Genomic DNA, 18,784 nt, shown 5'->3' with positions numbered 1-18,784 from the left:
TCCGGAAGGCTTCGTGATTTCAAATTTATATGACGACAATCATATAAATCCATAACATACATATTTGTCCCGTATTTTACACTTCATTACCTTTGGACTTAGCCCTTTCTGTCGGGATAAGAACAATCGCAATAAAAAAATAACAATGGGTATAAATGAAAGAATGGGCACCGGTTTTTTTTAAGCAACCGGAATATTTCATCCTGAACAGGTTCTTTCATTTACCGCAGCTATTGACTTTGTGGAATCTACTACAGTTAAAATTCCCCAGGTAAATAGTCCAAATAACAGGTTAAACATGACAACGAATTTTAAGGACACTGAAGCAGTATTGCCACTCAATTTAAAGCCTCAATCTCCAGCCCCTATTGATTTACGTTTAAACAGTTTTTTAAAGTCCGAATTTGGGGAAGGATTTGTTGTGCCTGCGCACATTGACCTGGTAGCACCCGGACAGGCCCGGCTGCTCTCGCTTCCCGTAGATAAAAACGTGTACATAGGAAAACACGTAAAATCTTACCGTGTTATGCAGGGCGTGCTGCACAACCCGGCCTCTGACCGTCGTACTACTGCCGGCAGCTTTCACGTTTCTGAAGGGGGTATGGCTATTGCTGACGACAAGCTGCGTGTACCCAAGCACGTTTATGCCAAAATGCTGGAAGCTGCTTTCCGGCTGGACCCCGACTCAGGCGAGCTCCCATACAACGGTGAGCAGTCTTTTGTGGGACTGGTACTTCACCCCCTGGTAAAACCTGAAATTCCCGGTCTGCAAAAAGAGATGCGCTCAGAAGTACGTTTTGTAGTTCCCGGTGGTATGGTGTCCAATCTCGACTTTGTGGAAAATATTTTTGGCAACCCGGGGGATACCCGCTTACCCGAAAACGATATCCTGTATAAGGTAGGCTCATTTACCGGTGTGACCGGCATGGTGGTATTAGCCCCTCAACTGTTGCTGAAAACTAAAAAAGAACTGGGCCTTCCTCATATTTCGGAAGCTACCGAACAGCAAAAGGCACAGGGTATGTGCTGGAGCAGCGAGGAAGAGCTTTACAATAATGGCAACGCCTTTAAATGTACACACCGTACCAAAGAAGGATGGGTGATCACCCTGATTGCTGATAACTACTATGGTTACTGTAAGAAGGAAGTAAAAACCCAGATCAGTTTTGCTACCAATCTTTTAGGTAACGCCGAAGAAGAACATGCCGGTGGCGCCCTTGTATATCCTTCTTATAATCTCGGGGCCTTTTTTGCGCAGGATAGCCGTATCCATAAAGGTATCAGCTTTTCTTACAACTGGATAATGGAAAATTATGCTGATCAGTTTGAAGAGCAGCCTAAAGGATATGCCGTTCATAAAAAATTCCGTAATATCTACCTCATCCGTGAAGATACTTTTATTGATGTGCTGTCGCTTTCTGTATCATGGACGCTGAACGGGCAAAAGCAAAGCATTCCCCTTGAAAAGAATATCACTTATTTACATCCCTCAGGCTATAAGGTAGAGCTGCATAAACATAACATTACCAAATCCTGGTATCTGAAAGGCACGGTGGCAGAAGGTGTTTTCCTGCATAAGCCTTCTACAGTATCCGGCGGAGGTAAATCTGAAATTTCAAAGTCCATACAGGACCTGATACTGGCTGAAAATTTCTATGTAAATAATCTGGAAGAAGAGCTGGATGCCGCAGAAGTGATCATTAACCGTTATTATGGCGACCGTTATAAAGACATAGTCAGGAACCATACCGAAGCAGCCAGCCGCCCTTTAATGAGCCCTAAGCGCAGCATGGGCTCCGTCATCCGTATGCTGAACGAGCATCCCACTTATACCGATGAGTATAATAACTGGGTTCGCCGTATTCCCTCCCAGATAAAAAGCCTGGTGCTTTGTATCAAGCGTTTGTACCAGGCCGACTGGAGTGATAACTGGCGCTCTTATTTTAGCGTGGATGTGCTGGATAATGAACCGGGGCATCAGCTAAAGTATAGAGGATTAAAAGTAACCTCACGTTATTTAAGGATAGGTTTGAATAAGGATGGTACGTGGCGTACTTTCCGCCTTCGCCAGGATTTTATGCCGGCCACCAAAATCCAGACAGAAGACGATATTTCGGTATCCTCCGTTTATCCCGGCAGCGCCATATCAACCCTGCTTCCCGAACAACAGGCTGCATCAGTAAAAGTAGTGGTGAACTGCGAGAACAAGCTGTTCCAGCGTCCGGATGATGCCATTCATAAAGGGCAGGACCGCCAGGCCGAATCTGACTTTAGCAAAACCGGTGTTTTCTTTTCCAACTATGAGCCGCTGGTAGCAAAAGATGCGCAGGAGCTGATGGCCAATATTATTGAGTTTGAAAAATTCACTCCTGCCATGCAGGAAACCATCGAAAAAGCAGCAAAGCTGAAGGACGGAGAATATTTTGTCTCTACCTCTCACCCGAGAGTGGTGGGCACAAGCATTACCAAAAACGTACGTTATCTGCAGGATCGGCCAGACCTTGCCAATCCGCAACCCCGTTTTGTATGCGAGCTGGGTACCAAGCTGTTCCGTAAAATGCAGCCGAATCAGCCCCTCATTAACCCGGTAGACAGCTTATTGATCGGCCGCCGTAACAACCCGCCTTCGGAAGGCATTAAAATGCTGGCGGTATACGGGCCTATTCATTACCAGGAAATTCCTGAGCTAATGATGGATTGTATCGCTACGCTTTCTGGTAAATCACCTTCTACTACCGGTTTTGGCTCAGAGGGTGCGCTTACAAAAGGGCCATTTAACATGTTGCGCCCTGTGGCAGACATTAATGCTGCATTAGTAAGCGCCGTGCTTACAGGTTTACCGGGATTCTCTACTGCATGCGGATTCATTGGCCATAAATACCAGGTAGATCATGATATCAGTTATTGGGTTCCTGAGCTCTGGTCGCGTATGAGCGCTCATGAAAGAGACCCTAAATACCTGATCGACCGTGGCTATCTTGAAAAAGTAGAAGACTTTGACCATGGCGGTGTACGTATACCGGCATCACGCCTGGGTTACCGCATCAGCCCCGCCTTCTTAAAGCGTTTTGGAGGCCGCCTGTTCACCAGTCCTGATGGCATTTTCCCGCTGGATATGCTTCGTCCTGAACTGCAAAATGCAAAAGATTTTGCAGAAGGGGTACTATATATCGCAGAGTCGCAGGCAGCCGTTGCCAAAGAATGGTTCACTGATGGAAGTATAGATGAGGCATGTCCCCCGTTAAAAGCCATCATTCACATTATGGTGCATGGCCATTATGAAGGTAAAACACTGGCGGATCCCGAAATCCGGAATATGTTCACTCCTGAATATGTATTGCAATCGGACTGGTACAAAGAGCGGATAAAGGCATCAAAAGATTTTGCATTACTGGTGCTGGAAATGCAGCAAAAGCAAATTGCCGCTTCGCAGTTAATCGGCGAAACAGATAAAGCAGCTCAGCTGCAGGAGCTTTCTGAACAAATCAGCCAGCTTAAAAGTGAAGAACCTTTATCGGGTACTATCGGGAGAAACCCTAACCTGGCCTAGTTTATCGTTTTCAATCATATTATCAGAAAAGCTGTGTTAATTGTATAGCACAGCTTTTTATATATGATCTTGTTTAAACGACCCATTATTATGTATTAAACTTCTTCATTTCGATACCCGAAAGCATTCAGCCTGGACGGGATCCGACCGGAATGGCGGCCGCTTTATTTATTTGTCATTTCAATGAATTTAAAAAACAACACCTTTATGATTGTTCTGCCCGGCATTCAGTTTACGATCATTTTAGGAGATGAATAAAAAAGATTAAAGAAAGATGATTATAGAATATTCTTTATAAACAAAAAGGGGCGCAACATGCGTCCCTTTTTTATGATGGGTTTCGGTTTTTCCATATATCATGCGTAGCCGGAAGTTACATTATTCCTGGGCCAATTTTAAATTTCTTTTTAGTAACTCGTTCCTGTTAGCCATTTCCCATGCCGTATAGAAGATCATTTGCGCTCTTTTGGTCAATAATGGGAAATTGATCTTATCGATAGTATCTGTTGGTTGATGATAGTCGGCTTGCAGCATCCCATCATAAAAGAAAAGAACCGGTACCCCTTTCCTGGCAAAATTATAATGGTCGCTCCGGTAATAGATCCTGTTAGGATCTTTGGGATCATCAAATTTATAATCAAGCACCAGCTTCGTATACTTATTGTTCATGCCTTCGTTTATAAGGGGCAGATCGGTGCTCAGCTTATTATGGCCGACCACATATACATAGTTCAGGGTATCTGCCAGCATCCTTTCAGTATCTATCCGGCCAATCATATCTATATTCAAGTCGGCGGTGGTTTTTTCCAGGGGATATACAGGGTGCTCAGAATAATACTCCGAACCCCACAAGCCTTTTTCCTCGCCGCTTACCAGCATAAACACCACGGTTCTGCGCGGCCCCTTTCCTTCTTTTTTTGCTTTGGCAAAGGCTTCAGCCATTTCCATTACAGCAACAGTTCCCGACCCGTCATCATCAGCGCCGTAATAAATATTCCCTTTTTCATCCATGCCTACATGATCGTAGTGAGCCGTAATAAAAAGGTATTCCTCTTTTTTATCCGATCCCTCTACAACACCGATCACATTGCTTACCGTGGCTACCTTCCGGCCCGAAGTATATCTTATCGCAGTTTTTACAGGTCTTACAACCGGGTCAATTATTAGAGAACCAACTAACGTTTTAATTTCTTTAATATTACGGCCCGTTTTAGAAACAACATTATCATTGATATAAAATACAGGGATGGCACTGCTTTCCTGCTGTGCCGCCGAATGCGGCATGGGCCTGTAGGCATTATTCAGCATTTGCATGGAGGGAAGTACTTCTGACATAATTAAAACAGCAGCAGCGCCTTTCTTTTCAGCATTGGCGATTTTGTTGGCAGTAAATGCCGGCGATTGCCGGCGGGGTTTACTGGTGGTAAAGTTATCCGGCTGGCCATTGAGCAAAACAACCAGCTTTCCTTTTACATCAATATTTTTATAATCGTCCCTGTTCTCATCAACAATTCCATAACCAACAAAGATATATTCAGAAAAATCAAGATCAGCTTGCTGCGGCATTTGCAGCCAGGGGGCAAAGTCCTGCCCCGGAGTAAAGCTTATACCGCCAATATGAAGCGAAATTGTTGAGGCACTGTCCTTTTCCAGATTGTAATACTGCCGGTAGCTCCCTTTATTACCAGGCTGTACACCAAAGCCCCGAAATTGGGATTCGATATATGCAGCCGCTTTTTCAAGCCCCGGAGATGGTGTATCCCGGCCCTCCATTTCGGCGCTGGCAATAATGCTCAAGTGCTTTTTAAGATCGGCAGCAGTTATTGTTGCTGCATAGGGTACGGGATCTGCTATTTTTTGGGCCTGAATGCCGGCACATGAAAATACGCCAGCCAATAGAAATATGCCTTTTATCATATGATAGTATAATTATAGGTGAGATATTAAAGAATGGCTTGACCCGTCTTTATTCACTATGAACAGGCCATCAAAGCGCTATTTTTTTAACCCGGTCTTCATGCCGTCCGCCTTCAAATGCGGTATTTATAAACACTTCTATCATTTCTCCTGCTACATCTTCCGAAATAAAACGGGCCGGAATGCAAAGAATATTGGCATTGTTATGCTTCCGGGCAAGAGCCGCTATTTCATCATCCCAGCAAAGCGCAGCGCGGATACCCTGGTGTTTATTGGCTGCAATAGCCACACCATTACCGCTTCCGCATAGTAAAATGCCCAATGCGTATTCGCCGCTTTCAACAGCGCTGGCCACCGGATGGGCGAAATCGGTATAATCGGCCCTGTCTGAAGAAGATGTTCCAAAATCCTTAAAATTGAGCTCCCGGCCTTCTATAAATGAAATAACAAATTCTTTCATTTCAAACCCCGCATGGTCTGAGCCTATAGCTATTGGCTTTTTAAGATCAAATATGGTTTCCATAACAATTACATTTAACTCCACTCCTGGATCGATTGGTCTGCATTCTTTTTTTCACCCCTGGCAGCAAGGTATATGCTTATTTCAAAAAGCAGGTACAGCGGCGCAGCCACAACAGCGAGGCTGAACGGGTCTGTTGTGGGTGTTATTATAGCCGCAGCTATCAAAATTACAACAAAAGCATGACGCCTGAATTTGCGCAGCGTGGCCGCCGTTACAATACCAGCCTTTGCCAGTAAAAGAATCAATAAAGGCAACTGAAATAACAAGCCGATGCCTACTGTTGTATATATAAGATTCTCTAAATAATCGGTAAACAGTGGCCGTATTTCAATCATGTCGCTCAGCTTATAATTAAAATAGAAGTTTACCATTAATGGTGTAAGAATAAAATAACCAAATGCCACACCTATAAAAAACAACACAGACACCCAAAATATAATACCGCTTGTTTGCCCTCTCTCTTTATTTGATAAAGCGGGTTTTACAAAACGCCAGATTTCCCAAAATATGTAAGGAAAAGCCAATACAAATCCACCCACAAAGGCTACCGTAAAGTTGGCAATGAACTGACCGGTGAGGGTGTTTTCCTGAAACTCTACTTTTGTTGGTTTAAAGCAAAGTGCATCGCCCACTCCCACTTTTTGCCCCATTTCGCACATCCATTTTACAGAAATAAAGCTTTGCCTGGTAGGGCCGAAAATAATGTCATTCACAAAAAAATCGGTAAAAATAAAAACCGTGATAGCACATACCGCAACGGCTATTACCGAGCGTATAAGATGCCATCGCAATACCTCCAGGTGATCAATAAATGACATTTCATCCTCGGAGCCGTTTCGTTTATTCAAAAAATCCATTAAAGCCATGTGTGTAAAAATAAGTACGCAAAGATGCAGCTTTATGGTCAATAGACAATGGTGAGTAGTGAGTGGCGAGCAGAAATATCTGTCAGGTATTTAGAACAAAGCGTAAACCCAAGCCCCTGAAATCTGGAACCGGTAGCCTGCCATTCCTTTTCTATTTCAGTTTCCTCAGCTTTACCATCTCAATACGGGTATGAGTTACGCCCAGTATATCAAACTCATAATCATCTATAATAATGCGCTCTTTTTGTGTGGGTATGGTTTCGTGATGATTGATAATATATCCCGAAAGCGTTTCGGTGTCATGGCCTTCAAATCTTAAATCATATTTTTTTTCAATATAGTCCAGTTCCAGCCTTCCCGAAAAAATATACTCTCCTTCTGCGATCTGCTTTTCCACAAACTGTTCGGTATCGTACTCGTCCCATATCTCTCCAAACAGTTCTTCCAGCACATCTTCCATAGTGATGATACCGGCAGTTCCACCAAATTCATCTACTACCCACGCGATGCTTTTAGCTTCGCTACTGAATTTATAAATAAGGTCTACGGCATTCATACTTTGCGGTACGGCCAGAATGCTGATGAGTATGCTTCTTATATCTGCCGGCTTTTTAAACAGATCGAGCTGATGCACATACCCTAAAATATTATCGATCGAATCTTCATAAATAATAATACGCGTACGCTTGCTTTCAATAAACTTTTGTAAAAGCTCATTAACGGGGGTTTTAACGTCTACCCCAATAACCTCTTTACGGGGAACCATACATTGTTTGATCCTGATATAAGGAAGCTCCTGCGCATTTTCAAGGAGCTGCGTGCTGGTTTCCTGTTTAAGATGGTCTTTTTCCCCGTCGGAAAACGCAAAACGGAGCTCGTTTTTGCTAAGAGGGGACTTGTTTTTATCTAGCCTTACATTGAAAACATATTTTAAGATCCAGTTGGTAAGCTTAAACATGCCTTTTACCAGCGGTGAAAAAAGCTGGTAAAAAATATCGGCAATAAAAGAAAGCCGGCTTAATAAAGAGTTACTTTTGGCCCTGAAAACAGCCCTGGGCAGGAACTCTGCAAAAATCAGCGCCACCAGCACATTAAAGAGTATTTCCAGGAAAATCTGCATTCCGCGCGAGCTGATATTAAACCGTTTCCATACCGGGGCCGCCACTTCTGCAGTAAGCAATACAAAAATGGTCAGCGCAATAATATAGCCAGTAATGGCAACTCCCAAAAAAACAGCCGGCGAATCTATAAATCGTCCCAGCCGGTTTCCCCGTATCGTGTCCTGCTTTCTTTTTAGCTCTATATTCAGCCGGCTGGCGCTGTAAAAAGCCATCTCTATTCCTGCAAAAAACATCATAAATAGCAGCGAGGCAGACCAGGCAATAAGTGTTATGTCCATATTCTAAAGATACAAAGGGCTTTTTAAATTTTGAACGTTTAGGGGTGTAATCTTAAATGGTAGCGTTCCTGCTGAAAATTTTTTACAAAAAAACCAGCCTGTTGATGACCTCTGTACTGTTCTCGCGATTAAGTTTTGTAATGATCAGGAACATCTTATTTCTAACAATACCGCTCTTGCTATCTGTGACGGAGGCAACAGCGCAAACCATACGTTATGTATCGATGGGCGGCGCCGGCATCAAGGATGGGCTTAGCCGGCCTACCGCCAGCGGTGATATCCTGTTAATGATTAACCAGTCAGCGCCTGACGATCAGATTGGGATAGCCTCGGCGCGATCCCCCAAGCAATCTTACTGTTCTGAGCGGGAACTTTAACGGCGATGATGTAATATTTTTAATCTTACAATAAATTAAAATCAATTACTATGTATTATACAAAGATCACTCAAACAATAAAGGTCCTGGCCTTATTTGCGGGTGCTTTTTTGCTATCAGCTGCCTCCTGTAAAAAAAATAAAGAAGCGATAGCAGGGCAGCTACCTGTATTAGGCACCTGCAAAGCTGCAGCAACCCAGGGGAAACTAACTTATTCGGTATCTGACCAATCCTATACCTATGTTACAGCCGGTGGCGGCAAAATTTTCATTCATCCGCTTTCTATCCAGATCACGCACAAGGACTATTCAGGATTCATGATTGAACTTTGGGGTGAAAAAGACGGGAAAAATGCAGGCACGCATGAAAACCTGAACGGGAAGCATATCAAGGACAGACTTGGCAATGTTCGCTCCCTTATTTTTCCCGACGGCACCAAGATCACTATGAACAGCTCCGGCGTTTATGATCCGCTTATAAGTGTCAGCATTTATGAGGGCAACACCTTTCATCATATTAACCTTAGATGTAATGTTGTTGAATATGCAGCTGCAGGTAACGAATCTTTTATTCGCTCATTAGACAGCCGAGAACCCGATGGTGAAACCGGAGGTTTCGAGCTTATATCAGACGGACTGATTTTTTTTAACAGCTACACGGAACATGAAAACGGCACACGGGAAGAAAAAAGAGTAGATCTGGGTACGCTGAAGCGGAGCAATCCCAAACAGGTAAATGACCTGTATGATGATCCGAGGCTCGGTCATACCTGATGTGATACAGAAAATGCAGCTATTTTGCCAGGAATGCTGCAATCAGCTTTTCGGCCTCTTCGCAGGCTTCCTGCAAATCATCGTTAACGATTAAATGATCGAAATGATCGCTGAATGACATCTCATATTCGGCCTTATTAACACGGGTTTGTAAAGACTCTTCTGTTTCTGTACCACGGCTGGCCAGCCTGCGGGCCAGCTCTCTTACCGAAGGCGGCTCTATAAATACAGATAAAGAGGTTTGGGGATATTGCTGCTGTACATGGATGGCTCCCTTTACATCAATATCCAGCAACGGGTATTTTTTTTCTTTCCACAGCCGGTCCAGCTCTGTTTTTAAAGTGCCATAATATTTCCCTTCATACACCATTTCCCACTCCACAAAATCGCTTTTCTGTATTTTTTGCTGAAACGCTTCCACGGTCATAAAATAATAATCTTTTCCGTCTACTTCATAGTCGCGGGGTTCCCGCGTAGCAGCGGAAACAGAGAATGACAGCTGCGGGAATTTTTCAAGCAAATAACGGGTTATGGATGTTTTGCCGGCACCGGATGGTGCTGTAATAATGATTATTTTTTTATTAAAAGAAGCCATATACGCAAATTACGGCAATTGTGATGGGAGTAAAAAATTTGAAAGGATGATACCAAGAATTCCGGCGCCTGTGCGTCAGGCTGATTTTGGGGATTAGCCCCCTTTGTTATACTAACAAAGTACGACACGAATGTCAAGAATAAAAATCTTTCGCAGCTACCGGTTAATATGCAGAAAACCATCAATCCGGCAATTGATTTATAAAATCTCTTCAACACTTTTTCTTATGTTATCTGCCATCTTGTATGTGGGCAGATCGTTCTCATCGCCGCCGAAGGGATCTTCAATTTCTTCAGCAATCAGTTCAAGACTGGCTAAGACATAAGTAATGAAAACAACCACGGGAACCACCCAATACCCTAACTGGAAAACATAACCCCAAGGCAGCGTTAGCAGATAAATGAGCACAAACCGTTTAATGAAAATCCCGTAGGAAGAAGGGATCGGCGTGTTTTTAATGCGCTCACAAGCCCCGCAAATATCGGTAAATGACTGCAGCTCGCTATTTAAAAACAAGAGCACTTCCCCACTTATCGAGCCTTCCCGATAAAGTTTTTTTACGTGTTCATATATTAAGCCGGCTACCTGGTTGGGCACATGCTTTTCTTTATCTATGGCTGAAAGGATCTTTTGGGTTTGCTCACTTTCGTCAAAGAGCATAATGCGCGTTCTTTCTTTTAATAGATGCTGATGCAAAGCCTGCGCATAACCCGGAATTATCCCCCTGAAAAAAGCCCTTTCTTCCTGCTGGTCTTCGCGCAAAACCACGGACAATTTCAGCGCCAGGTTGCGGGAATTGTTTACCAGTGCTCCCCAAAGTTTACGGCCCTCCCACCAGCGGTCATATGCCGTATTGGTTCTAAACACCAATACTAAAGAAATGGCAAACCCCAGCAATGAATGCATAATGGGCAGGTTTTTAATAATGCTTTTATTTGAAAGATTCCAGTATTCCAGCTCCAGGTAAGCAATGCCGGCAGCATAAGCGGCAATTACTATTAAAATCCACCAAAGCTTATTCAGCACATCGGCTTTGGTTACTTTAAAAAGTACATTGGTCCAGTCTTTTGTATTGTAGTAGCGCATGGTTTTTGTTGATCGGTTGAGGTGGAAAAAAGTACAGGCGGAAAAGTTTATAAGTTAACAGGGCCAGCAACTTTTCAACTAGTAAGCCTGTAAATGTTTTAACTTAAACTCTTCGTATATCTGCCCCCAATGCCTGTAACCTTGTATCAATATGCTGATAACCCCTGTCTATCTGCTCAATATTCTGAATAACGCTTTTCCCTTCTGCGCTCAGTGCTGCAATCAGCAAAGCCACGCCGGCACGAATATCAGGACTGCTCATGGTTATTCCACGCAGTTTGGTCTCTCGCTCCAGCCCGATCACTACAGCCCGGTGAGGGTCGCACAAAATAATCTGTGCACCCATTTCTATCAGCTTATCTACAAAAAACAAGCGGCTTTCAAACATTTTTTGATGGATCAGCACACTGCCATTAGCCTGTATAGCGGTTACCAGCACAATGCTTAGCAGGTCTGGTGTAAAACCCGGCCAGGGGTGATCGTAAATGGTAAGCACTCCTCCATCAAAATACTTTTGTATGGTATAGCTTTCCTGCGATGGGATATAAATATCATCTCCCCGGAAATCCATAGCAATACCCAATTGCTTAAATTTATCAGGAATAATACCCAGGTCATTGATACCCGCATTCTTTATGGTTATATCGCTTTGGGTCATTGCTGCCAGGCCGATAAAAGAGCCTACTTCTATCATATCGGGCAGCATGGTATGCATCGTCCCGCCCAGGTAATCTACTCCTTCTATAGTGAGCAAATTGCTGCCGATACCGCTTATTTTAGCTCCCATACGGTTCAGCATTTTGCATAATTGCTGCAGGTAGGGTTCGCAAGCGGCATTATAGATGGTGGTAGTTCCGGTAGCCATGGTGGCTGCCATTACAATGTTGGCAGTACCGGTAACAGATGGCTCATCCAGCAGCATGTACGTTCCTTTCAGCTCCTGGGTGGTCAGATGAAAAAAGCCGTCTTCCTGGTTGTAATCTAAGCTGGTCCCTAATTTTTGAAACCCTATTATGTGTGTATCTAATCTTCTGCGGCCGATTTTATCGCCTCCCGGCCTGGCGATGAACGCTTTTTTGTACCTTGCCAGCATGGCTCCCGCCAGCATTACACTTCCGCGCAGCCTGCCGCTTTTCTTTTTAAACTCAGCGCTATGCAGGTAATCTATATTTACATCATCGGCTTTAAAAGTACAGGCGCTCCTGCTTACCCGGTTCACTTTCACATTCATTTCTGATAATAACTCTATCAGCAGGTTCACATCCAGTATATCGGGTATATTGCCAATAGTCACTTCTTCCGGCGTCAGCAACACGGCGCTGATGATTTGCAGGGCTTCGTTCTTGGCTCCCTGCGGTATAATTTCTCCCTGTAATTTCTTTCCTCCGTATACTTCAAATACGTTCATTAATTATGTGGTTTTATAAAAACGAAGATAGGCGGAAAACAGATTGATGCTGTTTTGGGGTAAATGAAAAATTCGGTGTTGGAGATTTTGTGAAGTTAGAGGTTATTATGTATATTTAGGAATCGCCTGGCATGATTGGAGATGCAAACAATTCTTAATAGTAAGAGACTAATTTGGGAAAACTACTTAAATTCCTTGACAAAAAAAGAAGAAAAAGATATTAAAGTAAGCCCTTTTATTGAGCGTTTGACGCGTGTAATTCCAAAAGAAGGCAACGATTATAAAAATGATTACTATGAATATTTAGATCAAAAATATTCGTAATTATGGGCAAGCTTTTTGTTGATACAAACATCGTAATTGACCTTTTACAAAAAAGAGAAACTTTTTGAAGAGGCTCAGGAGTTATTTACACTGGCTGACAAGAAGAAAGTGAAGCTATTTGTTTCATCGCTGACAGTAGCAAATACTCATTTTCTACTTCCTAAACACTACAACTCTAATGATGCAAGAAAAATACTATCTCAATTTGAAGTTTTAGTCGAGGTTTTGCCTTTGGATGATAAAGTAATTGAATTAGCACTGACTTCTGACTTAAAAAATTTTGAAGACGCCATTCAGTTTTATACAGCAACCGAACATAATACATATATTATAATCACCCGAAATAAAAAGGATTTCAAAAAACAAAAGCTGCTTTTAAATTCGGTATGTTCGTTTTCTTTTAGCGCTGCGGGCATTACGGCACAAAGATAGCTGTTGCTTCTTTACAGGACTTCCCAATGCCCCCCTCTATCGGGACCAATGCGTTTTAATCGTCCCTCATTTTTCAGTTTATTAATGTTCCATTCCACGCCGCGCCTGCTTAAGCCAGTAGATTTTTGTATAGCAGACACACTTATTTTGGGGTTTGACTGCATCAAGGCAATTATGGTGTCTTCCGTTTTCTCCACAGTTTTCTCCACAGTTTTCTCCACAGTTTCGCTGATTTTCTGTTTTGAATATCGCAGTTCGGCTACAAAGCCATCACCCTGCTCTTTATACGAAAAGCGCATGGTAGGGTATTCTTTTATAGCCTCGTTTATACGGGAAAACCCCGTACCATATTTTTCAATTTCCCTGGTAAGGTAAAATGCTTCTGCTATCAGCTTGTTCCTTAGCTGGGAGGTGTAGTTATTTTTCTTTAAATCCTTAATAGAAATATTGCCATACAGTTTGCCCGGGTTATAAAAAAATACAGACTGGTCAAAGATTTTTATTTGTACATCAGAGGATGAAGTATAATCCCAGTGTATCAATGCATTCAATACCAGTTCCCGTATAGCTTCCAGCGGGTATTCAAAAATTTCGGTACGTTGGGTAGTAGCGCCCGTGATTTCAAATGCTACTTTCAGGTGAGAAGTAATGAACTGTATTGTTTCTCTAAGCACGTCAAAAAGGTTACCGTTGATCATCTTCTCATCTATGATGAGCGAATCTGTTTTGAACCTGCCTACATGCACATTGAAAAATAAATTCTCTTTAGAAAACAGTATCATTACGGCATTGGTAGGTTTTCCGCCACGCATTAGTTTCAGCATTGCCAATGCCTTTTGCGGGTTCGCCGGTAAAGTAAAACGTCCGCTGGCATTTACCTTTTTAATAAACTCCAGCACTTTCTTTTCATTAATATCCTTACCTGTTGCTTCCGGCCAGGGATAAGAGTCCCATGAAAGCTGAAGCGATTCAAAGTACAGGTTGCTGATTTCTGATGTAGATAACTGGTGATTGGCATTGCCCACCCTGCGATAAAAGCGGCCTTTAAAGCCAACTGGCTTTACCGGGAATTCTTTAATAGATAAAACCCCAATCTTTACACCACCAATGGAAACTATTTCGGCATCCGGTATAATACCGGGCTGTGTTTTCTGTTTTACTTCGTTGATCCATTTTTGCAGGGTTTCTGCCCCGGTTGTAAAGCCTTTTACCGGCTTGCCGGCATCATCAAGTCCAATGTATACTTTCCCGCCTTTGCTGCGGACATTCCGGCACTTTATTTTTTCAAAGATAGCAAAGGGGCAAAAACTCAACTCATTTGAGAGATCATTTGTTCAATTAATGCATTTATTTTTTACTGTCCGCCGCTTTTTTTGATGGCCGTCTTTTCAAATTTTCCAGGGATTAATTATTTCCAATCCATTAATATTTGCAAAATCATCCGTATTGCGTGTTAATAAAACATAATCATGCAACAATGTTGTTGCAGCTATTACTGCATCGGGTAACTTTATGCGATGCCGCTGCTTCAACTCAATAGTTTTCGTTGATACATGCAAATCAAGCGGTATAATACGCGCAAATGCCAAAAAACTCTTTAACTTCTGTTCTTCTTCTTTTTCTATTGCTACAAACCCTAATGCTTCAATATGCGTTATTACTGAAATAATAGGTTGTTCAATAGTAAATAATAAGTCCCGTCCGCCTGCAGGTAGCTTGCCATTACAAAAGTCTATCACAACATTAGAGTCTATCAAATACGCCTTTCCCATTCGTCCCTTGATTGTTTTATATAATTATGAAATTTTGATGCTGCCTCATCAGAAATTGTACCCCAAAAATCTTTCATTGACTTTTCAGGTTTTTGTTTCTCTCCGTATAACTCATCAAGGGTGAGATAGGTAATCTCAATTTCTTTGCCTATATATTCTTCCGGAATATCCAGCGTAATTTCATTCGACTTTGGTCTTACTATTGTGCGTATCATATCTTTTTGCTATGTTATTTTTTAATAAAAAAGCTCCAGCTTTTCACTTTTTAATAAACATTCATACAATTCAACTACTTTATCAAATTTAATAAAAGTCAACCGCATTTACATAAAAGACAACCAGAAATACCGAACGGCTATTTTAAACTTTTTCGCTTTTGCCTTTCCAACTTTTTCCTGAATATGCATTAAGTATGCACGGCAGTGGCACAGAACTGGATACTTTGCATTTTTATACGCTAATGATAAAGCTGTTAGAAGCATCTCATTTAATATATATGCGGGAAGTAACACCTGTTTCGGACCTGCTGATTAACTCGAAAGCATTTTGAATGGATTATCAAAGCAGAAAATATTGCCACGAATACACAAATATTCGTGCATTCGTGGCAGCTATTCAGCGAGCCCTATTTCAGCGTAAACCTCATACCTGCATAAACCATCCGGCCTACTACCGGGCCCCATATCATCGAGCCGTCAAAGTGCGGCCCAAAGGGATTTTGTGCATCCAGTATCAGGTTGGGCTGTATATAATTGGTAAGATTTTCGCTGCCTATATATACTTCCCATTTATTATTAAAGATCTTGGTAACCTGCGCTGCCATCTGTATGAACGAAGGCGAATAGTCATCCAGCTGTAATGCAGGAGGGTTACCGGCTGTAGAAGGAATGCGCTTGCTGCTTAACCACTGGGCAGTATAATCGAACTTCCACTTGTTGCTGGTTTCGTAAGCAAGGTTCGCAAAAGCCCGATGCGGCGCCACAAAAGGCTTTTCCATCAGCGTGCCATGATAAGTGGTTTGTACATCAAGCCAGCGGTATGCCATGCGTACATCGAATTTGCTAAACAGCTCGTAGTTCATCTCGGCCTGCAGGCTGTTGCTGTACGATTTGCCATCGAGGTTGTAGAAAGCTATTTTTTGCGGACTGGCATCCAGGTCTGCGATAGTTTGATTTTTAAATTTAGTATGATACGCGTCTAAGGCGATGGAACCTTTACGGTCGTTTAACAGGAAGTTATGAATAAAATTAGCGCCAAAATTCCATGCTTTTTCCGGCTCTAACCCATAACCATAGCTGTTGGAAGGATTGAGTATCTCGTATTGACGCGAACTTACAAATACGCCTGCATTTTCGGCAAAAATATTGGCCATCCTGAATCCCGAGCCTGCTGAAAGACGAAGATTTGTTTTAGGCGTAAAATCATATTTTAAATTGACCCTTGGCGTGGTGATCCACCCGAACTCATTATGATAATCTTCGCGGATGCCTACAATGGCTGAGAACTTTTCGGGGGCGGTATAAGTGTATTCAAAAAATGCTCCCGGAACGGTTTCTGTGCGCTTGTACAGAGCTGTGTTGAATGTTTCATCATATTGCTCGTTAGAAAAACTAAGTCCTGTCCTGAACTTATGCGCCGTATTGCTGATAATAGACTGGTATATCAGGTTGGCATAAACCGATTTTTGCTTGCCCAGGTAATTCGTCAGCCCGTAATAGGAATCGTTGGTATAGCTGCCAGCCGAAAACATAACGCCGATACTTTTGTATTTATGCTGCGGAAATACATAGCCAAGCTTTCCTGTTAAGGTATACTGTTCATTGTTGATACCAACGCCGTAATGACGGGTAGTGCCGCGGTCAGTATCCTTATCATAATCCACCTGTCCGGCAGTACGCTTATCATTCAGCACTTTGATGGCCAGCTGGCCTATCCAGCCGTTATTATCCATATATTTCCAGCGATTGATCAGGTTGATCTGCCTGCCCAGCGGGATATCTAAAAACCCGTCCTTCTGCACATCGTTCTTCATCACCACCCCATTGGCATGGCTCAGCAGGCCCACACTCCATTTGCTGTTAAGCCGCTGTGCCAGGTTCAGGTTGGTTTCCATCCTTCCCATGCTGTTTACATAAGTGTTCAGTAAAAGCCTTTCCGAATTATCGGGCTTTTTTTCTTCTATATTTATCTGCCCGGCGATACTTTCATAACCATTGGCTACCGAGCCGGTTCCTTTGGTAAGCTGTATGCCTTCTATCCACGGGCCGGGAATAAACGTAAGACCGTAACTGCCTGCCAGCCCTTTTATTTCGGGAATATTTTCAGTGATAAGCTGTGTATAATTGCCTGATAAACCCAGCATTTGTATTTGTTTCATACCGGTAACGGCATCGCTGTAGCTTACATCCACAGAGGGGCTGGTTTCAAAGCTTTCAGACAGATTGCAACAGGCGGCTTTGGTGAGCTCCTCTGCTCCCAGCAGCAGCGTATTGGTAACGCTGCGGGTAGATACGCGGGTGGAACGGTTATTGGCCGTTACTACGACCTCTTTCAATTCCCCCGACTGGCCGTTTTTTAAAATAATGGTCAGCAGATCGGGGCTGGTAACGCTGATGGTATCAGGCTTAAAGCCTACATAGCTGATCACCAGGTGCGTAGGCAACTCACTTTGTATATGGAAAACGCCTGTGCTGTCTGTAACAAAATGCTCGTTGCTGTGCAGGCTTTTAATAGTAGCATTGGAAATGGGGTTGAGCTTGCCTTTGATCGTTTCTTCCAGCACTACGCCGGAAACGGTTTGAGTGAGTTTTTCTTTTGGGGCCGCCGAAAAATCTTCGCTCCTGTTGTAGTGACAGCAGGCCGGCAGCTTTGCGTAAGTGGCCTCATCTGCTTTATATGCTTCGTTATCATGACCGGCGTCGGCCAGCTTTTTTTGTAATTTATCTTTCGATGTTTTGGTGCTGTCGTATGTTACGGTAACGATATGGGTTTTAGTATCCCAGTTGGCCGAAACGACTTTATTATCTGTTAAAGTGGTCTCTATACGATGCTTGCACATTTCGCATGCGCCCAATACTTTAAAGGTTTCTGTTGTTTGATTTTTCTTTTGGGCCTGAACGTTTAAGCTAAATATCATCAGCGCCAATACCCCTATATACTTGTACATATAACTGTTTTTGTGTTTGATACGATATGCCTGAGGCATTACAGATTGCAATGGCAATATGGCCGCTTAGCCAATTTACCTTGTAAAACAACGCGGGTATCAAATACGAAAAACGCTTAAAAACACAATATTGGTGTTGGGTAAAATGGGCGGAGGCTTTTTGTAAGCAGGAGCCGGAAGGTTAGCATAAAAAATGTTCTCCCTGGCAAGGAAAGAAGGTACCGGTAATACAGCCGGCATCAGTTGCAGGGCACTGTAAAATAGTGTTGACTGTGTATTTTGATCAAGGGATATTTTGTGATTGACGGTCTTGTTTTCGCAGCAGCCATTTTTATCGCCCATGGGGCAATGATCGGCGGCTTCCTGTACATCGGTTATTGAAAGCGATACCGTTTCCAGGTTACCACAGCAATAAAAATAGTTCAGGCTTACCCCAAAACTGGCGAGGCCATATACCATTAATATTGCAAGTATGAGCACCTTTTTCACCCTGCAAAGGTAGCAGAAAGTTATCCTAAGGAGTTGTAAAATTTCTTTCTTCCTTTATAAAATTTTGGAATATGGTTTCCTTTATTTAGGCTTGACAAGCGGGCAGG

Annotated in this window: 18 protein-coding genes; 6 read left to right on the top strand and 12 right to left on the bottom strand. The window is 42.8% G+C overall.

What is annotated here, in order from left to right; genetic code table 11:
• Positions 1 to 298: 298 nt before the first annotated feature.
• A complete protein-coding gene (locus tag ACYVBM_RS07900; RefSeq protein ID WP_460685097.1) occupies positions 299 to 3,550 on the top strand; it encodes a hypothetical protein in 3,252 nt (1,083 codons plus the stop codon).
• A gap of 378 nt (positions 3,551 to 3,928) precedes the next feature.
• Here ACYVBM_RS07900 and ACYVBM_RS07895 read toward each other — a convergent pair whose 3' ends face one another.
• The 4 genes from ACYVBM_RS07895 to ACYVBM_RS07880 all read right to left on the bottom strand — a co-directional run bounded on the left by ACYVBM_RS07895 (position 3,929) and on the right by ACYVBM_RS07880 (position 8,255).
• Positions 3,929 to 5,467, bottom strand: a complete 1,539-nt coding sequence (locus ACYVBM_RS07895; protein WP_460685096.1) for a M28 family peptidase — start codon at positions 5,465 to 5,467, stop codon at positions 3,929 to 3,931.
• Between the two features lie 70 nt (positions 5,468 to 5,537).
• Positions 5,538 to 5,990 carry a ribose 5-phosphate isomerase B gene (rpiB, locus tag ACYVBM_RS07890; RefSeq protein ID WP_460685095.1) on the bottom strand — a complete coding sequence of 151 codons (453 nt, stop codon included), beginning with the start codon at positions 5,988 to 5,990 and terminating at the stop codon, positions 5,538 to 5,540.
• 11 nt (positions 5,991 to 6,001) lie between these two features.
• Positions 6,002 to 6,856 carry a twin-arginine translocase subunit TatC gene (gene tatC / locus ACYVBM_RS07885; protein WP_460685094.1) on the bottom strand — a complete coding sequence of 285 codons (855 nt, stop codon included), beginning with the start codon at positions 6,854 to 6,856 and terminating at the stop codon, positions 6,002 to 6,004.
• A gap of 151 nt (positions 6,857 to 7,007) precedes the next feature.
• Positions 7,008 to 8,255, bottom strand: coding sequence for a hemolysin family protein (locus ACYVBM_RS07880; protein WP_460685093.1), 1,248 nt, complete (start codon positions 8,253 to 8,255; stop codon positions 7,008 to 7,010).
• Positions 8,256 to 8,359: 104 nt separating this feature from the next.
• Between ACYVBM_RS07880 and ACYVBM_RS07875 the strand changes: the two genes are divergently transcribed.
• Together ACYVBM_RS07875 and ACYVBM_RS07870 are read left to right on the top strand one after the other, a co-directional pair.
• On the top strand, positions 8,360 to 8,632 hold the full coding sequence (locus ACYVBM_RS07875; protein WP_460685092.1) for a hypothetical protein: 273 nt from the start codon (positions 8,360 to 8,362) through the stop codon (positions 8,630 to 8,632).
• Between the two features lie 50 nt (positions 8,633 to 8,682).
• The gene (locus ACYVBM_RS07870) at positions 8,683 to 9,405 is read left to right on the top strand and encodes a hypothetical protein (RefSeq protein WP_460685091.1); all 723 of its coding nucleotides are present in this window, start codon (positions 8,683 to 8,685) and stop codon (positions 9,403 to 9,405) included.
• Between the two features lie 19 nt (positions 9,406 to 9,424).
• Here the strand turns inward: ACYVBM_RS07870 and gmk are convergent, their stop codons facing one another.
• The 3 genes from gmk to murA form a co-directional block, all read right to left on the bottom strand.
• Positions 9,425 to 10,000 (bottom strand): guanylate kinase, encoded by a 576-nt coding sequence (gene gmk / locus ACYVBM_RS07865; RefSeq protein ID WP_460685090.1) that lies wholly within the window; start codon positions 9,998 to 10,000, stop codon positions 9,425 to 9,427.
• A gap of 198 nt (positions 10,001 to 10,198) precedes the next feature.
• Positions 10,199 to 11,086, bottom strand: a complete 888-nt coding sequence (locus ACYVBM_RS07860) for a bestrophin family protein (protein WP_460685089.1) — start codon at positions 11,084 to 11,086, stop codon at positions 10,199 to 10,201.
• 103 nt (positions 11,087 to 11,189) lie between these two features.
• On the bottom strand, positions 11,190 to 12,494 hold the full coding sequence (gene murA, locus ACYVBM_RS07855) for a UDP-N-acetylglucosamine 1-carboxyvinyltransferase (RefSeq protein ID WP_460685088.1): 1,305 nt from the start codon (positions 12,492 to 12,494) through the stop codon (positions 11,190 to 11,192).
• 141 nt (positions 12,495 to 12,635) lie between these two features.
• Between murA and ACYVBM_RS07850 the strand changes: the two genes are divergently transcribed.
• The gene (locus ACYVBM_RS07850; protein ID WP_460685087.1) at positions 12,636 to 12,818 is read left to right on the top strand and encodes a DUF6364 family protein; all 183 of its coding nucleotides are present in this window, start codon (positions 12,636 to 12,638) and stop codon (positions 12,816 to 12,818) included.
• Positions 12,819 to 12,854: 36 nt separating this feature from the next.
• Positions 12,855 to 13,250: a type II toxin-antitoxin system VapC family toxin gene (locus ACYVBM_RS07845; RefSeq protein ID WP_460685086.1), complete on the top strand. Its 396-nt coding sequence runs from the start codon at positions 12,855 to 12,857 to the stop codon at positions 13,248 to 13,250.
• Positions 13,251 to 13,261: 11 nt separating this feature from the next.
• On the opposite strand, the gene ACYVBM_RS07840 is transcribed toward ACYVBM_RS07845, so the two are convergent.
• From ACYVBM_RS07840 to ACYVBM_RS07830, 3 genes are all read right to left on the bottom strand, one after another.
• Positions 13,262 to 14,563, bottom strand: a complete 1,302-nt coding sequence (locus ACYVBM_RS07840; protein ID WP_460685085.1) for an ATP-binding protein — start codon at positions 14,561 to 14,563, stop codon at positions 13,262 to 13,264.
• A 75-nt stretch (positions 14,564 to 14,638) separates the two neighbouring features.
• On the bottom strand, positions 14,639 to 15,022 hold the full coding sequence (locus tag ACYVBM_RS07835; RefSeq protein WP_460685084.1) for a type II toxin-antitoxin system VapC family toxin: 384 nt from the start codon (positions 15,020 to 15,022) through the stop codon (positions 14,639 to 14,641).
• Entirely contained in the window at positions 15,004 to 15,237 is a 234-nt protein-coding gene (locus ACYVBM_RS07830; RefSeq protein WP_460685083.1) for a hypothetical protein, read from the bottom strand. The genes ACYVBM_RS07835 and ACYVBM_RS07830 overlap by 19 nt, the downstream gene beginning before the upstream one ends.
• 161 nt (positions 15,238 to 15,398) lie before the next feature.
• Between ACYVBM_RS07830 and ACYVBM_RS07825 the strand changes: the two genes are divergently transcribed.
• Positions 15,399 to 15,572: a hypothetical protein gene (locus ACYVBM_RS07825; protein WP_460685082.1), complete on the top strand. Its 174-nt coding sequence runs from the start codon at positions 15,399 to 15,401 to the stop codon at positions 15,570 to 15,572.
• 75 nt (positions 15,573 to 15,647) lie between these two features.
• On the opposite strand, the gene ACYVBM_RS07820 is transcribed toward ACYVBM_RS07825, so the two are convergent.
• Entirely contained in the window at positions 15,648 to 18,188 is a 2,541-nt protein-coding gene (locus tag ACYVBM_RS07820) for a TonB-dependent receptor domain-containing protein (RefSeq protein WP_460685081.1), read from the bottom strand.
• 99 nt (positions 18,189 to 18,287) lie between these two features.
• Positions 18,288 to 18,677 (bottom strand): HYC_CC_PP family protein, encoded by a 390-nt coding sequence (locus ACYVBM_RS07815; RefSeq protein ID WP_460685080.1) that lies wholly within the window; start codon positions 18,675 to 18,677, stop codon positions 18,288 to 18,290.
• Positions 18,678 to 18,784 lie beyond the last annotated feature (107 nt).

Source organism: Niabella aquatica (genome assembly GCF_054779315.1).
This window is presented reverse-complemented; position numbering and strand designations above follow the sequence as displayed.

What these genes read in the sequence shown, in the direction of transcription:
- ACYVBM_RS07900 (WP_460685097.1), top strand. Translation starts at nt 299, where the DNA reads ATGACAACGAATTTTAAGGACACTGAAGCAGTATTGCCACTCAATTTA.
- ACYVBM_RS07895 (WP_460685096.1), bottom strand. Translation starts at nt 5,467, where the DNA reads ATGATAAAAGGCATATTTCTATTGGCTGGCGTATTTTCATGTGCCGGC.
- rpiB (WP_460685095.1), bottom strand. Translation starts at nt 5,990, where the DNA reads ATGGAAACCATATTTGATCTTAAAAAGCCAATAGCTATAGGCTCAGAC.
- tatC (WP_460685094.1), bottom strand. Translation starts at nt 6,856, where the DNA reads ATGGCTTTAATGGATTTTTTGAATAAACGAAACGGCTCCGAGGATGAA.
- ACYVBM_RS07880 (WP_460685093.1), bottom strand. Translation starts at nt 8,255, where the DNA reads ATGGACATAACACTTATTGCCTGGTCTGCCTCGCTGCTATTTATGATG.
- ACYVBM_RS07875 (WP_460685092.1), top strand. Translation starts at nt 8,360, where the DNA reads ATGACCTCTGTACTGTTCTCGCGATTAAGTTTTGTAATGATCAGGAAC.
- ACYVBM_RS07870 (WP_460685091.1), top strand. Translation starts at nt 8,683, where the DNA reads ATGTATTATACAAAGATCACTCAAACAATAAAGGTCCTGGCCTTATTT.
- gmk (WP_460685090.1), bottom strand. Translation starts at nt 10,000, where the DNA reads ATGGCTTCTTTTAATAAAAAAATAATCATTATTACAGCACCATCCGGT.
- ACYVBM_RS07860 (WP_460685089.1), bottom strand. Translation starts at nt 11,086, where the DNA reads ATGCGCTACTACAATACAAAAGACTGGACCAATGTACTTTTTAAAGTA.
- murA (WP_460685088.1), bottom strand. Translation starts at nt 12,494, where the DNA reads ATGAACGTATTTGAAGTATACGGAGGAAAGAAATTACAGGGAGAAATT.
- ACYVBM_RS07850 (WP_460685087.1), top strand. Translation starts at nt 12,636, where the DNA reads ATGCAAACAATTCTTAATAGTAAGAGACTAATTTGGGAAAACTACTTA.
- ACYVBM_RS07835 (WP_460685084.1), bottom strand. Translation starts at nt 15,022, where the DNA reads ATGGGAAAGGCGTATTTGATAGACTCTAATGTTGTGATAGACTTTTGT.
- ACYVBM_RS07830 (WP_460685083.1), bottom strand. Translation starts at nt 15,237, where the DNA reads ATGATACGCACAATAGTAAGACCAAAGTCGAATGAAATTACGCTGGAT.
- ACYVBM_RS07820 (WP_460685081.1), bottom strand. Translation starts at nt 18,188, where the DNA reads ATGTACAAGTATATAGGGGTATTGGCGCTGATGATATTTAGCTTAAAC.